We start from the raw sequence: 13,533 nt of genomic DNA, 5'->3' as shown, positions 1-13,533 counted from the left end.
GGGACGAATGATGAGAACACTTGATGCCCGGCAGACGGCGTCGCACCACGACGCCACCGACGACGCCCGTCTGCGGATCCGGGAACGGATCATCGACCTGTGCGCGGGGCCCGACGGCGGACACCTCGGTGGGGCGATGTCGCTGACGGAGATCCTGGCCGCCCTCTACCTCGTCGAGATGCGCGTGGACCCGGAGAGGCCGGATCTGCCGGACCGCGACGTGCTCGTCCTGTCGAAGGGACACGGTGCCCTGGCCCTGTACGCCACCTTGGCCGAGTGCGGGTTCCTGGACGACGACGAGCTGGACCGGTACGGCACCGCCGAGTCGAACCTGCTGGCGCACCCCCATCCGGAGACGCCGGGGGTCGAGGTCGCCACCGGGTCCCTCGGGCACGGCCTGGCGATCGGTGTCGGTGTCGCCCTGGGTGCCAGGCTCGCCGGCCGCGACTCGCGCTGCTTCGTGATCCTGGGTGACGGGGAGCTGCAGGAAGGTTCGGTGTGGGAGGCCGCGAGCGTCGCGGCGTCCCTGGGGCTGGACAACCTGACGGCCGTCGTGGATCGCAACGGCCTGCAGATCACCGGCGCCACCGAGGAGGTCCAGGCCCTGGAGCCGCTCGTGGACCGCTGGCAGGCGTTCGGCTGGCACGGCGTGCGGACGCCGGGCCACGACGTCGACGCCCTGCTGGAGTGGACCGGCCCGGAGGGCCGGTCGGGCCGGCCCCGCGTGATCGTCGCGGACACGGTCAAGGGACACGGTGTCCCGTTCATCGAGGGCAACCCCAAGAGCCACTTCGCCAAGCTGTCGGAGCGCCAGGCGCGTCGTGCGCGGCTGGCCCTGCGCGGACCCGCTGCCCTGCGAGGTGCGGCATGACGACGGACCTGCAGGCCGTGCAGCCGGACCGGCAGCGTGTGACGCCCACCCGGGAGACGACCGTGTCCACCCGGGAGGCCTACCGTGACACGCTGGTCGACCTCACCTCGGCGCGTCCGGAGATCGTGGTGCTGGACACCGACACCGGGTTGTTCCCGGCGTCGGCCTTCAGCGACCACCCCGAGCGGTACGTCAACGTCGGTATCGCCGAGCACACGCTGGTCGGGACGGCGTCCGGGCTCGCGCGACAGGGCTTCCGGCCGGTGATCAACACGATGGCCGCGTTCGCCGCCAGCCGCGCGATCGAGGCCGTCAAGCTCGACGTCGCCCTCCCGGGCCTGCCGGTGCTGGTCGCCGGCACCCACTCGGGCCTGTCCGCGGGCCATCTGGGGCCGACCCATCACGGGCTGGAGGATCTCGGCGCGATGCGGATGCTCCCGCACATGGCGGTGCTGGTGCCCGCGGATGCGTGCCAGGCCGCCGCGCTGACCCGGCAGGCGGCCGACCTCCCCGGACCCGCTTACCTCCGGCTCGGCCGCAACCCGACCCCGGATCTCGCGGCGGACGACACGATCCGGATCGGGGAGATCCAGGTCCTGCGGGACGGCGGCGACGTCCTCATCGCCGCGTGCGGCGGCCTGCCGGTGCACGCGGCTCTGGACGCCGCCGGCCGGCTCGCTGAGCGGGGCGTGTCCGCGGGCGTGGTCAACGTGCACACCGTCAAGCCCCTCGACGTCGAGCGCCTCCTCCCGCTCGTGGCCGGGCACCGGCGCGTCGTCACCGTGGAGGAGCACTGGTGCGCGGGAGGCATGGGATCCGCGGTCGTCGAGGCCCTGACGGAACACCTGCCGGTCCGCGCGTCGCGGATCGGCGTGCCGGACACGTTCGTCTCGGTGCCCGGCTCGCATCCCGCGCTCCTGGACCGGGTCGGGATCAGCGCCACGCGGGTCGCGGCCCGCGTCATGGAACTACTCGAACGGAGCGACGCTCATGCTGCCCGATGAATCCAGCCACTACGCGTCCGGGCTGTGGCGCACGGACGCCACCCTGCTCGACGACCTGTACGCGGCCGCCCGTCGCGATCCGGGGGCCGTCGCCTATCTCCTCGACTCCTCGGACGGCACCACCACGCTCACCTTCGGGCAGGTGGCGGACCGCGTCGAGGTGATGGCGGCGAACCTGGCCCGGCTCGGCATCCGGGCCGGCGACGTCGTCACCGTGCAGCTGCCCAACTGCTGGCAGCTGATGGCGCTGTGCTTCGCCTGCTACCGGATCGGCGCCGTACCGGCACCGGTCGTCACGATCATGCGCGAGCGTGAGGTCGGCTACATGATGGAGCTGACCGGGAGCCGGATCTACATCGGTCCCGCGTCCCACGGCGGGAGGTCCTACTCGGCGCTCAGCCGCGCGGTGGCCGCCGGCGTCCCGTCCGTCGAGCTCCGCCTCCACCTCGAGAACGACGATCCGGACGCGCTCGATCTCGACGCGGAGCTCCTCGCCCCCGCACGGCTCCTTCCGGAGTCGTGGCCGGCGGCGACGCCCGACTCGCCCGCGCAGATCGCGTTCACGTCCGGGACGACCGGAGAGCCCAAGGGCGTGGTGCACACCCACAACACGATGCATGCCATCAACCTCGCGCAGATCCGGGCGCTCGGGCTGGACGGTTCCCACGTCTTCGCCATGGGGGCACCGACAGCGCACCAGGCGGGGTTCACCTGGAACTTCATCATGCCGCTGCTGCTCGGTGCGCCGTCGGTGCACGTCCCGCGGTGGGACCCGGACCGGATGCTCGAGCTGATCGAGGCTCACGGCGTCACGTTCTTCATGGGTGCGCCGACCTTCCTGTCCGACCTCATCACCGCGCAGCGCCGGACGCCGCGGGACCTGCGCTCGCTACGGATGTTCGCCACGGGGAGCGCGCCGGTGCCGCCCGTCCTGGTCGAGCAGGCGGAGGAGGCCCTGGGCGCACGCGTGTACTCCCTGTGGGGCATGACCGAGAACGGCTGCGTCACGGTCACGCGGCCGGAGCACGACCCGCTGCGGTCCTCACGCAGCGACGGCGTCGTCGTGGACGGCATGGAGGTCGCGGTCTTCGACCGGGAGACCGGCCGGCTCGCCGCGCCGGGCGAGCCCGGCGTCCTCAAGGTGCGGGGCGCCTCCCAGTGCCGCGGGTACTACGGGCGCGACGAGCACTACGGGTCCCTCGTGGACCCCGACGGCTGGTTCGACACCGGCGACCTGGCCCGTGACGACGGCGAGGGAGGCATCCGGATCGCCGGACGCACGAAGGACATCATCACGCGGGGAGCGGAGAACATCCCGGTGGTCGAGGTCGAAGGACTCCTGCTCCGGCACCCCGACGTCCACGACGTCGCCGTCGTCGGATACCCCGACGACCGGCTCGGGGAGCGTGCCTGCGCCGTGATCCAGGGCCGCGAGTCGCTGACGCTCCACGATCTCCAGCGGCATCTCGATTCCCTCCGCATGGCCAAGCACTACTGGCCGGAGCGGATCCACCTGGTCGATCACCTCCCCCGGACGCCGTCGGGCAAGGTCCGCAAGTTCGAGCTCCGCGAACAACTCCAGGAGTCCTGATGAGCACGCCCACAGACCTGTCCCCCCGCCGTCTCGCGGAGCCCCTGCCGGACCTCGCCGAGCGGCACCCTGTCGAGGCCGCCATGCACGGCACCCGGACCCGTGAGGTGGATCCCGCCGTCCGCGAGTTCGCACGCACCGTGGTGCGGCACGACCGCACCGCGTCGGACCGGAGCGCCGGCTACCGGCCCGGGCTGATCACCGAGATGGCCGACCTCGGCCTGTTCCGGCTGCGCCTCCCCGTCGACCAGGGCGGCCGCGGCCTGAGCGCGGTCGCGCTCGGCCAGGTTCTCGAAGAGCTCGCGTCGGTGGACCTCTCCGTGTGCTTCCCCGTCCTGAACGCCTCCCTGATCGGCGGCGTCCTCGTGCACAACGGCAGACCGGACCAGCTGGAACGCTGGCTCCCCGTCCTCGACGGCGGTGTCAGCGTCCTCGCCCTCACCGAACCCGGGCACGGCACCGACGCCGCCGGCATCACCATGGGCGCGGAACGGTCGCCGCACGGCTGGCGGCTGACCGGGACCAAGGCGTCGATCATGGGAACGCACTACGCGACGAGCGGGCTCGTGTTCGCCCGTACCGGCCCGCCCGGGGCGCGAGGGGTCTCGGCCTTCTTCACGCCCCTGGCCGACGGGCCCACGCTCCGGCGGGAACGGCTGCGCGACCTGGGCTGCCGTGCCGGCGGGCGCGGGAACCTGCACTTCTCCGGCTTCGACGTGTCCGACGACGACATGGTCGGTGCACCGGGTTCCGGCTTCGTCGAGGTGATGCGCGGGTTCGGGATCTCGCGGCCGCTGATCGCCCTCATGGCACTCGCCGTCGCCCAGTCCGCGCTGACCGCGGCGTTCGACCACGTCACGGCACGCGACTCCTTCGGGGCACCGCTGAGCAGCCACCAGTCGGTGATCTTCCCGCTGGTCGAGCACGCGACGACGATCCGCGCCGCACGCTCGCTGGCGTACGAGGCGCTCGAGGCGGCGGACCGCGGCGAAGACCCACGGGTCCCGGCGAACATGGTCAAGTGGTGGGCGCCCAAGGCGGCCGTCGAGGCGACGCACCAGGCGCTCCTGGCCATGGGCCACTACGGGTGGGACGAGGACGGCCCGGTCGCGAAGCGGCTGCGCGACGTGATCGGGATGCAGCTCGCCGACGGGACGGCGGCGGCGACCAAGATGGTCGTCGCCCGCGCCCTGGTCGGCCGGGAGAGCGCGCCGTGACGACGTCACGCTCGTGACGCCTCAGCGACGGGCACCGGACGCCGTGCTCCGGCGTCGGCCGCGGTACGCCGCCATCTTCGCCCGGCTGCCGCACACGGACATCGAGCACCAGCGCCCTGCTCCGTTCCGCGAACGGTCGTAGAAGGCCCAACGGCAGCGGTCCTCCTCGCACGCCTTCAACCGGGGCCACAGGCCCAGGACCTGGGAGCGGTGGACCGACTCCAGGAGCCTGCCCAGGAGCACCTCGATCCCGGCTCCCGAGGGCAGCAGCGACAGGGAACCGTCCCGCGGCGCGAGCGTGACCCGGGCCACGGCGGCGTAGGCCGCCATGCCGGCCCAGTCCGCCGTGCCGTGGCCGGCGTTCGCCCGCAGCAGCGTGCGCAGGTGCTCACGGGCCGAGACGGCGAGCTCCCGGTCCGCCTCGGACAGGGTGTCCGGGGCGGCCTCGGGACAGCGCTCACGCACCCATGCGGTGAACCCGGCCAGGTCGGCGAACCGATCCGGCCCGAACTCGATGTTCACGCTGTTGACGAAGTCCTGGACGAACCATGCCGGATCGGGTGCGGGCACCCGGTCGCCGGGCTGTCGCGTAACCACGCCGACATGCTACCCGCGCCCGGCCACCTGCGGAATCACCGGCATAAGAGATCCCTATCGCGCGACCGTTCCGCCCCGTGGCAGCGCTGCCTAGTTTGGTGGTGACCCTCACAGGAGTAGGACCGACGAAAGGAGGACGGCATGAAGTTCGGAACGTATCAGGCGTACGTCGGGGGGCAGGACGTGGTCGGCGACGACCCGCGGTACGTGCACACGGTGTCCGCCCGGGCCCTGATCGAGGACACGTTTCCTGCCCTGCGGCTCAAGCATGATCTCGACCGGGGAGTCGCCGACGCGCGATCCGCCGACGACCGCGTCACCGGGGCCTGCGCCGTCGCGGACGAGCACCTGGCGGCGGCGGCGCTCGAGGCGGCCGCGGCGGCCGCGCCCGCGTGGGCCCGCACCCCGCTCGAGGACCGGTTGGAGATCGGCCGGCGCATCGCGGAGCGGCTGCTCGAGCACCTCGACCCGATCACCGAGATCCTCGTCGCCGAGGGCATGCCGCACGACTCCGCCCGGGGCATGATCGGCGGCATCCCGCACACCAGCTGGAGCCGGGAGACCCTCGAATGGTGCGCCGAGCAGCTGGAGGTCGTGCGCCGCGACGGCGAGCGGGAGATGATCCTGCGCCGCGTCCCTGACGGCGTGGTCTGCATCAACCCGCCGCAGAACGCCGCCACGGCCAACGCGCTCAACGGGCTCGTCGCCCTGCTCTCGGGCAACACGGTCGTGGTGCGCGCCCCGCGCGGCGTCGCGCTGAGCTGCATGTACACGATGCGCGAGGTCGTGGCGCCCGTGCTCGAGGAGGCCGGCGCCCCGCCCGGCACCCTCAACGCCCTGTGCGGCCCGCCCCTGCTCGAGGACTGGCTCGCCAGCGAGCACGTCGACGACATCCTCTACTTCGGCGGCAGCCGCAAGGGGCTGGAGTTCGAGCGGGAGTGCGTCGCGGCCGGCAAGAAGCCGATCCTGGAGCTCGCCGGCAACGACTGCTGCGTCGTCTGGCACGACGCCGATCTCGACGACGCCGTCGCGTCGATCACCCAGTTCTTCCTCAACTCCGGACAGATCTGCAACGTGCCGAACCAGGTGATCGCCCACCCGGCGATCGCCGACGAGCTCATCGAGCGGCTGGTGGACGCCACGGCGAAGATCCGGCCCGGCTACCCGGACGAGCCCGGCGTCGTCCTCACCCCGGTGCTCGGCGTCGACTGGTTCCAGGGCTGCCTCAGCGAGGCGCTCGGCAACGGCGCCGAGCTCCTCCACGGCGGCCGGCGCCTCGAGGTGGACGGGACCGAGTCGGACACCGGCTTCTTCGTCGAGCCGACCATCGTCCGGATCGACGGCCTCGAGGACGCCCGGTCCATGTCGGTCGTCCGCGACGAGACGTTCTTCCCGCTGCTGCCGATCATCGTGCCGGGGAGCGCCGGCGAGGACGAGCTCCTGGCCCAGGTGCTGGAGTTCGTGAACTCCAACGCCTACGGCCTGCGCAACTCGTTCTGGTCCTCCGGGTCCGCGACGATCACGGAGTTCCTCACCGGCGTCACCAACGGTGGCAACCTGAAGATCAACGACTCGCACAGCGGCTTCGTCCCCTTCCTGCCCAACCAGGGCGGGCCCGGCCTCACCGGCGGCGCGTTCGGCGAAGCGAGCCACCCCATGCTGCGCACGACCCGCCTGCAGGGCGTCAGCATCGGCCGCAAGGAGCACACGTCATGACGACCCGCACACTGACGGCACACGTGCCGGCGCCCCCCGCCACCGTGCTACGGCACCTCGCCGACGACACCGCATACCCCGACCACGCCTCCGACCTGGTCTCCGTCACCGAGGCGGGCGACGGCGCACGCGAGTGGGTCCTCCGCTTCCGCGGCGGCACCGCGTCGTGGAGCCAGGCCACCCGGACGCCCGACGACGCGCCGCACCGCATCGAGTTCGTCCAGCTCCGGGGAGACTTCCAGCACCTGCTCGGGTCCTGGACGTGCACCGAGCGGCCCGACGGCTGCGAGGTCACCTACGACGTCAGCTTCGGCACGAGCGTCCCGCACCTCGCCGGCGCGATCGACTCCGCCGCCGGGAGGGTGCTCGTCCGCGTCGCCCACGACGTCCTCACCGCCGTCGCCGGACCCGTGCGGGTCACGGCAGGCGGCCACCACCTTCGCGACCCGGAGCTGCCGCACCCCCGGTCCGGGGCAACCACCTCAGGAGGGATCCGTCATGGATGACGTCTGCATCATCGGGGCCGGCTGGTCCGGGCTCGCCGCGTGCCAGGTACTGCAGGAGCGCGGGATCGCCTACGACTGCTACGAGGCCGGCTCGCAGGTGGGTGGCAACTGGCGGTACGACAACGACAACGACATGTCCTCCGCCTACCGCTCCCTGCACATCAACACCTCCAGGAAGATCTCCGAGTACCGCAGCCTGCCCATGCCGGCGGACTACCCGCCCTACCCCAGCGTGTTCCAGATGTCGCGGTACCTCGACGGGTTCGTCGACCACTTCGGGTTCCGCGACGCGATCCGCTTCCGGACCGAGGTGACCCGGGTCGAGGCCGCCGAGGGCGGCGGCTGGACGGTCACGGCCCGCCACCGCGACACCGGTGCGGAGACCGTCCGCCGGTACCGGGCGGTGCTCGTGGCCAACGGCCACCACTGGGACCCCCGCCACCCGGAGCCGGAGTATCCCGGGGCCGAGACCTTCACCGGGACGGTGACCCACTCGCACCACTACCGCGTGCCCGACGAGTACACGGGCAAGCGGGTCCTGGTCGTGGGCTTCGGCAACTCGGCGTCGGACATCGCGGTCGAGACGTCCTCGGTGGCCGAGCGCACCTTCCTGTCCACCCGCCGCGGCGGGTACGTCTTCCCCAAGTTCATGTTCGGCAAGCCGGGCGACGACATGATCAACCCGTTCGTGACCAAGATGCTGCCGCGCGAGGTGCAGCGCTGGATCATGGCCGCGCTGCTGCGTCTCTCGATCGGCAAGGTCACGGACTTCGGGCTGCCGAAGCCGGACCACAAGCTGTTCAACTCCCACCCGACCGTCTCGGAGACCCTGCTGCCGAAGCTCGGCCACGGCGACATCGGCGTCAAGCCGGCCATCGTGCGCTACGACGGCGACACCGTGCACTTCAGCGACGGCACCAGCGAGCACATCGACGCCGTCGTCTACTGCACCGGGTACCGGATCAGCTTCCCGTTCCTCGACGAGTCGGTCGCCGCGCCGACGGACAACGAGGTCGCGCTGTTCCACCGCGTCGTCGACCCGGCACACCCCGGCCTCTACTTCGTCGGCCTGTTCCAGCCCCTGGGCGCGACCCCCGTGCTGGCCGAGGCCCAGGCCAGGTGGATCGCCGACCTCCTGACCGGCACCGCGGCCCTGCCGTCGCCCGCGGCCATGGGCAAGGAGATCCGCCGGTACCGTGAACGGCTCGCCAAGCGGTACGTGCGGTCCAAGCGGCACACGATGCAGGTGGACCACTTCCCGTACCTCGACGAGCTGCGGAAGGCCCGGCGTGCCGGGGCACGGCTGGTCGAGCGCGTGCGCCCGCCCGCGCGCGAGCCCCAGGAGGAGTCGGTGTGGATCGACGCCGAGCCCCGGGCCGTCTGGGAGCTGATCAGCGACGTCACGCGCATGGGTGAGTGGAGCCCCGAGTGCCGCCGCTGCAGCTGGCGGGGCCGCGCGCGCGGCGTCGGAGCGCAGTTCATCGGCTGGAACCGCCGCCGGGGGGTGGTGTGGGTGACCAACAACCGGGTCGAGGAGTGGGAGCCGGGCCGAGCCTTCGCGTTCCGCACCACCACCAACGGAGTCCGGTGGGGCTATCGCCTCACGCCGCGCGACGGCGGCACCCTGATCACCGAGTGGTGGGACGTCTCGGGGCAGAGCGACAGACAGCACCGGCTGTCGGCGTCCTTCGCGAACTCGGCGCTCGGAGGATTCCCGGCGCACACGGCAGAGCTCCGCGCGGGAATGCGTGCGACGCTGGCGCGTGTGAAAGCCTCGGCCGAGGCCGCCGCGCCGCACCGGGACCGGGGTGACGAGGCGCCGGCGCGTGCCGCGGCGCCCGGTGACGGTGCACGGGCGATGCCCACGGCCGCGCTGGCCATGGCGTCCGTGGCGCCGCCGGAGAACGACGCGCCCCGGGAAGACGCCGTGGCGTGAGCACGACGCGAGACACCCCCGCCGGAACCCGGCGGGGGTTCTCGACGTGGTACCGAGAACGAGAACCGACGAGAGGAGATCCCCGTGAGGATGATGGGCGAGGGCATCGTGCACTGCGACACGATCGACGAGTTCGAGCAGTGGATGGAGGAGAATCACGAGACCGCGGACGAGGTCTGGGTCGCCTTGCCGAAGAAGGGCACGGACGTCGCCTCGCTCACGCGGTCCGAGGCCCTCGACGTCGCACTGTGCTTCGGCTGGATCGACGGCAAGGCCTATTCGGGACACGTCCCCGACGGCTGGTGGTCGCAACGGTTCTCCCCGCGCCGGAAGCGCAGCCCGTGGTCGAAGATCAACTGCGGCCGGGTCGAGGAGCTGCTCGCCGGCGGCCGGATGCGCCCGACCGGGATCGCACAGGTCGAGCAGGCCAAGGCCGACGGGCGGTGGGAGGCCGCCTACGCGCCGCAGAGCACCGCCGAGGTGACACCCGACCTGCAGGCGGCCCTCGACGCGTCCCCGGACGCGACCACCGCCTTCGACGCGCTCAGCCGCAGCGCCCGCTACCAGATCCTGCTCGACATCCAGAAGGCGGTGAAGCCCGAGACACGGGCACGCCGGATCGCACGCCACGTCGAACGCCTCGCGGCGACGCAGACGGCGACGCCGTGAAGGCTGGGCCCCGGCCGGTGTCGCCGCCGGAGCGGCCCATCCTGCCGGGAGCTCTCGCCTGAGACCCGGATGCCTGGTGGTGCGAGACAGATCTCGCACCACCAGGCATCCGGGTCTCAGGCGAGAGCTTCAGCGGGACAGGCGGTCAGGCGGTCCCCGTCGTGGTCGACGACGGTGAACGGCCCGGAGGCCAGCACGGTGAGCGCCCCGCAGTAGCCGTCCCTGGTGACGAGGTCGACCATGCTGACCGTCCCGGGGGCCTCGTCACCGGCCCACGAGAGCAGGCGCGCCGGCCCGTCGGCCGGGCTCACGGTGAGCTCACGCATCGGCACCCGTAGTCCGGCACCGGTCGCCTTGAGCAGCGACTCCTTCCTGGTCCAGTAGCGCAGCAGCTGTTCCTCGGCGCGGCCAGGAGCCACCGGCTCGTCCGGGCCGACGACGAGGTCTGCCATCGCCTCGGCGTCAGGCAGGTGCCCCACCTTCTCGATGTCGACGCCGACCTCGCCGAGCCGGGTCGCTGCCAGCACGACGAGATCATCGGCGTGGCTGAGCGACACCTCGATCCCCGCCCCGGGCAGGCTCGGCTTGCCGTGCGGTCGCTCGCAGTCCGGGCACGTGCGGTCGACGACCACCAGCGACGGGTCCGTACGCAGGTGGTGGGCGCCCACGAGCCGGAGCAGCGACGCGGCGGCGAGGAACCTGCGCCGGTCGGGTTCCCGGGCCAGGAGCTCCAGCCGACCCTGCTCGCCGGGGCTGATGACGTCGGTCAGACGCCAGTTGACCCGGGAGGGGGTCGACCACCACACCTGCACCTCGCGGCCGCCGATGGTGGGGAGCCCGGGGTCCTCAGACGGTTCGTGGCGCATCGCGCCTCCCGTCGGGCCTCCGGCTCGCGGTCGCGAGCGCGTGCTCGAACGCCTCGCGGAGGATCTGCTGGCCGGCCGGCGTCAGGATCGACGCCGGGTGGAACTGGACGGTGGTGTACCCGGGACCGCGCAGACCGTGGACGACGCCGGAGACCGGGTCCCGGTCGACCACCGCGGTGCCCCCGCGCGGTGAGGCGACGGTGTCGTCCGGGCTTGCGGCGACGAACGAGTTGTAGAAGCCCACCCGCTCGGACCGGCCCCAGAGGTCGATGACCTCCTGGCGCCCCTGGGTCGCCGGGACGTGCCGGTGCAGGTCCAGCCCGTGCTGCTGCGCCACGAGCTGGTGCCCGAGGCAGACGGCGAGGAACGGACGTCCCGAACCGAGGAGCGTGGCGGCCAGCGAGCGCATCCGGACGATCTTCGGATCGTCGAAGGACAGAGGGTTGCCCGGCCCCGGGCCCAGGACCGCGGCGTCGTACCCGTCGAGGTCCGGCACGTCGTCGTGGCGGCACACCGTGACGTCCATCCCGAGGCCGGCCAGGACGTGGCGGGCCATGGCGGTGAACGTGTCCTCGCCGTCGATCACCAGCAGCCGGAGCCCGTCGAGCGGGCCCGGCCCCAGGCGGCGACGGGCCGGCTCGGCGAACCACAGCGGCGCGAGCACGTCGTTGCGGTGGCGCAGCGCCCGTTCCACCCGCGACGACCCGGCGACGTCGGTCGCCTCCGCGGCCGCCCGCGTCGTCGGGTCGCTCAGGAGCCGCAGCAGGCCGGTCCCCTTGGCACGGGTCTCGGCGGCCTCCGCCGCGGGGTCGGACTCGGCGACCAGGGTCGCGCCCGCCCGGATCGTCCCGGTGCCGTCGTTGCCGATGTCGGCGGTCCGGATCAGGATGGCCGAGTCGAGCGACGGGCGCCCGCCGTCCTCGACGAGCGCCATGATCCCGGCGTAGTACCCGCGGCCGCCGGTCTCGTGCCGGGCGATGACCCGGCACGCGTTCTCGAGGGGGCCGCCGACGACCGTGGGCGCCATCATGCTCCGGCGCAGCAGCTCCCCGGGAACGAGATCCGTCTCGCCGCTCAGGTAGTACTCCGTATGGGTGATGCCCGGGGCTTCCTTGAGGAAGGGACCGGCGACCCGTCCGCCGTGCCGGCAGACGTCCCCCATGATCTTGAGCTCCTCGTCGACGACCATCGCCAGCTCGCGAGCCTCCTTGGTGTCGGCGAGGAACGCCAGCAGCTCGTCCTGGTCCGGCCCGCCGGCGGGGTGCCGGTAGGTTCCGCTGATCGGGTTCATGGTGGCCGTACCGTCACGCAACGTGATGTGCCGTTCCGGTGAGGCCCCGACGAGGGTGCGCTCGCCCGTGTGCACGGCGAAGGTCCAGTAGGCCGAGGGCGCACCGGACAGCAGACGGACCAGGAGCGGGAGCGCCTGCTGCGGCCGCCAGCCGTCGACGGCGAACCGCAGGCCGCGGCTGAGGACGAAGTTCGCGCCCTCGCCGCCCTCGACCTCCTCCCGGAGCACCCGCTCGACCGCCCTCGCGTACTCGTCGTCGGACAGGTCGAAGACCCCGGGACCGACCCGCTCGGGTGCGGGGACGTGCGCGACCGCCTCGGCGAAGCGGCCCACGGGGCAGGAGCCCCGTTCCACGGGAGTGACCAGCGTCAGCGGTGTGCCGTCGTCATGCGCCTCGTACCCCCGCTCGTGGACCTGGCGGTACGGCACGAGGGCGAGGTGCGGAGTCGTCGCCGGGGCCGCGGTGAGGTCGGCGAGCCGGTCGGCCGTCGTGCACGCGCCGATCCAGTAGTCCACCTTCCCGGGGTCCGACTCGCGACGCAGGACCGCGAAGGGCGGCGGATCGGGACGGTCGAGCGCCGCGACGAACCGCTCCGGTGTGAGCGTCATGCCGCCACCTCCCAGGACTCGACGGACACGGCCGCGGCGAGGTCCGCGGCCAGGGCGACCTTGGCGCAGCGTCCCGCCAGGTACTCGAGGGTCTCGACGTGGTGCCTGCGGCTGAAGTCGGCCATCGCGTCGGCGGCGACGAAGGTCTCGATGTCGTGCGAGAAGGCCTCGTGCGCCGTCATGAGCAGACCGACGTGCCCGTACACGCCGGTGACGACCAGCTGGTCACGTCCGGACTCCCGCAGCAGCTCGAGCAGCCCGGTGCCGAAGAACGCCGACGGCCGCCACTTGGTCAGCACCGTGTCGCCGCCCGACGGGGCGACGTCGTCGACGATCTGGGTGTCCGCCGGGTCGCCGCTCATGCCCGGCCCCCAGATGTCGGCCAGGAGCCCGCGCTGCTCGGGTGTCATGGCGCCGGGCTGCGCGCTGTACGCGACGGGGGCCCCCGCGGCGTGGAAGGCGCGCCGGAGCGCGGCCACGCCGCTCACCAGCTCGGCCCGCAGCCGGTCGCCGAAGGGACGCACGAAGTACTCCTGCATGTCGTGCACGAGCAGGAGCGCCCGCGCGGGGTCGACCTCCCAGGCCGGCCGGTTGGCCGGGAGCTCGTCGGCCGCCGGCAGTCGGTACGACGGAATCGCAGGTATGGCCATGACAGTTCCT

At 72.5% G+C, this 13,533-nt stretch carries 12 protein-coding genes; 8 read left to right on the top strand and 4 right to left on the bottom strand.

What is annotated here, in order from left to right; genetic code table 11:
• Positions 1–10: 10 nt before the first annotated feature.
• From ACYU96_RS10290 to ACYU96_RS10275, 4 genes are read left to right on the top strand one after another with little or no spacing between them, the layout of a single operon-like run.
• Positions 11–871, top strand: coding sequence for a transketolase (locus tag ACYU96_RS10290; protein ID WP_460752584.1), 861 nt, complete (start codon positions 11–13; stop codon positions 869–871).
• Positions 868–1,875 carry a transketolase family protein gene (locus ACYU96_RS10285; protein WP_460752581.1) on the top strand — a complete coding sequence of 336 codons (1,008 nt, stop codon included), beginning with the start codon at positions 868–870 and terminating at the stop codon, positions 1,873–1,875. Before ACYU96_RS10290 ends, ACYU96_RS10285 begins: the two co-directional genes overlap by 4 nt.
• The gene (locus ACYU96_RS10280; RefSeq protein WP_460752578.1) at positions 1,862–3,466 is read left to right on the top strand and encodes an AMP-binding protein; all 1,605 of its coding nucleotides are present in this window, start codon (positions 1,862–1,864) and stop codon (positions 3,464–3,466) included. Before ACYU96_RS10285 ends, ACYU96_RS10280 begins: the two co-directional genes overlap by 14 nt.
• Entirely contained in the window at positions 3,466–4,683 is a 1,218-nt protein-coding gene (locus ACYU96_RS10275) for an acyl-CoA dehydrogenase family protein (RefSeq protein WP_460752574.1), read from the top strand. The genes ACYU96_RS10280 and ACYU96_RS10275 overlap by 1 nt, the downstream gene beginning before the upstream one ends.
• Before the next feature lie 21 nt (positions 4,684–4,704).
• Here the strand turns inward: ACYU96_RS10275 and ACYU96_RS10270 are convergent, their stop codons facing one another.
• Positions 4,705–5,280: a CGNR zinc finger domain-containing protein gene (locus tag ACYU96_RS10270; RefSeq protein ID WP_460752571.1), complete on the bottom strand. Its 576-nt coding sequence runs from the start codon at positions 5,278–5,280 to the stop codon at positions 4,705–4,707.
• Positions 5,281–5,421: 141 nt separating this feature from the next.
• Here ACYU96_RS10270 and ACYU96_RS10265 point away from each other — a divergent pair, with 141 nt between their 5' ends.
• From ACYU96_RS10265 to ACYU96_RS10250, 4 genes are all read left to right on the top strand, one after another.
• Complete coding sequence (locus ACYU96_RS10265; protein WP_460752568.1) at positions 5,422–6,996, top strand: aldehyde dehydrogenase family protein; 1,575 nt, start codon at positions 5,422–5,424, stop codon at positions 6,994–6,996.
• Positions 6,993–7,502: a type II toxin-antitoxin system RatA family toxin gene (locus tag ACYU96_RS10260; RefSeq protein ID WP_460752565.1), complete on the top strand. Its 510-nt coding sequence runs from the start codon at positions 6,993–6,995 to the stop codon at positions 7,500–7,502. Before ACYU96_RS10265 ends, ACYU96_RS10260 begins: the two co-directional genes overlap by 4 nt.
• Positions 7,495–9,438 carry an NAD(P)-binding domain-containing protein gene (locus ACYU96_RS10255; RefSeq protein WP_460752562.1) on the top strand — a complete coding sequence of 648 codons (1,944 nt, stop codon included), beginning with the start codon at positions 7,495–7,497 and terminating at the stop codon, positions 9,436–9,438. The genes ACYU96_RS10260 and ACYU96_RS10255 overlap by 8 nt, the downstream gene beginning before the upstream one ends.
• 90 nt (positions 9,439–9,528) lie before the next feature.
• Positions 9,529–10,107 (top strand): YdeI/OmpD-associated family protein, encoded by a 579-nt coding sequence (locus ACYU96_RS10250; protein ID WP_460754565.1) that lies wholly within the window; start codon positions 9,529–9,531, stop codon positions 10,105–10,107.
• Between the two features lie 116 nt (positions 10,108–10,223).
• On the opposite strand, the gene ACYU96_RS10245 is transcribed toward ACYU96_RS10250, so the two are convergent.
• From ACYU96_RS10245 to ACYU96_RS10235, 3 genes are read right to left on the bottom strand one after another with little or no spacing between them, the layout of a single operon-like run.
• A complete protein-coding gene (locus tag ACYU96_RS10245; protein ID WP_460752560.1) occupies positions 10,224–10,973 on the bottom strand; it encodes a 4'-phosphopantetheinyl transferase family protein in 750 nt (249 codons plus the stop codon).
• A complete protein-coding gene (locus tag ACYU96_RS10240) occupies positions 10,954–12,873 on the bottom strand; it encodes an anthranilate synthase family protein (protein WP_460752557.1) in 1,920 nt (639 codons plus the stop codon). The genes ACYU96_RS10245 and ACYU96_RS10240 overlap by 20 nt, the downstream gene beginning before the upstream one ends.
• Positions 12,870–13,523 carry an isochorismatase family protein gene (locus tag ACYU96_RS10235; protein ID WP_460752554.1) on the bottom strand — a complete coding sequence of 218 codons (654 nt, stop codon included), beginning with the start codon at positions 13,521–13,523 and terminating at the stop codon, positions 12,870–12,872. Before ACYU96_RS10235 ends, ACYU96_RS10240 begins: the two co-directional genes overlap by 4 nt.
• Between the last annotated feature and the right edge of the window lie 10 nt (positions 13,524–13,533).

The organism is Myceligenerans cantabricum, from assembly GCF_054777735.1.
This window is presented reverse-complemented; position numbering and strand designations above follow the sequence as displayed.

Excerpts from the sequence above, each read along its gene's own strand:
- ACYU96_RS10240 (WP_460752557.1), bottom strand. The coding sequence starts at position 12,873 with ATGACGCTCACACCGGAGCGGTTCGTCGCGGCGCTCGACCGTCCCGAT.
- ACYU96_RS10250 (WP_460754565.1), top strand. The coding sequence starts at position 9,529 with ATGATGGGCGAGGGCATCGTGCACTGCGACACGATCGACGAGTTCGAG.
- ACYU96_RS10280 (WP_460752578.1), top strand. The coding sequence starts at position 1,862 with ATGCTGCCCGATGAATCCAGCCACTACGCGTCCGGGCTGTGGCGCACG.
- ACYU96_RS10285 (WP_460752581.1), top strand. The coding sequence starts at position 868 with ATGACGACGGACCTGCAGGCCGTGCAGCCGGACCGGCAGCGTGTGACG.
- ACYU96_RS10255 (WP_460752562.1), top strand. The coding sequence starts at position 7,495 with ATGGATGACGTCTGCATCATCGGGGCCGGCTGGTCCGGGCTCGCCGCG.
- ACYU96_RS10290 (WP_460752584.1), top strand. The coding sequence starts at position 11 with ATGAGAACACTTGATGCCCGGCAGACGGCGTCGCACCACGACGCCACC.
- ACYU96_RS10245 (WP_460752560.1), bottom strand. The coding sequence starts at position 10,973 with ATGCGCCACGAACCGTCTGAGGACCCCGGGCTCCCCACCATCGGCGGC.
- ACYU96_RS10260 (WP_460752565.1), top strand. The coding sequence starts at position 6,993 with ATGACGACCCGCACACTGACGGCACACGTGCCGGCGCCCCCCGCCACC.
- ACYU96_RS10275 (WP_460752574.1), top strand. The coding sequence starts at position 3,466 with ATGAGCACGCCCACAGACCTGTCCCCCCGCCGTCTCGCGGAGCCCCTG.
- ACYU96_RS10265 (WP_460752568.1), top strand. The coding sequence starts at position 5,422 with ATGAAGTTCGGAACGTATCAGGCGTACGTCGGGGGGCAGGACGTGGTC.
- ACYU96_RS10235 (WP_460752554.1), bottom strand. The coding sequence starts at position 13,523 with ATGGCCATACCTGCGATTCCGTCGTACCGACTGCCGGCGGCCGACGAG.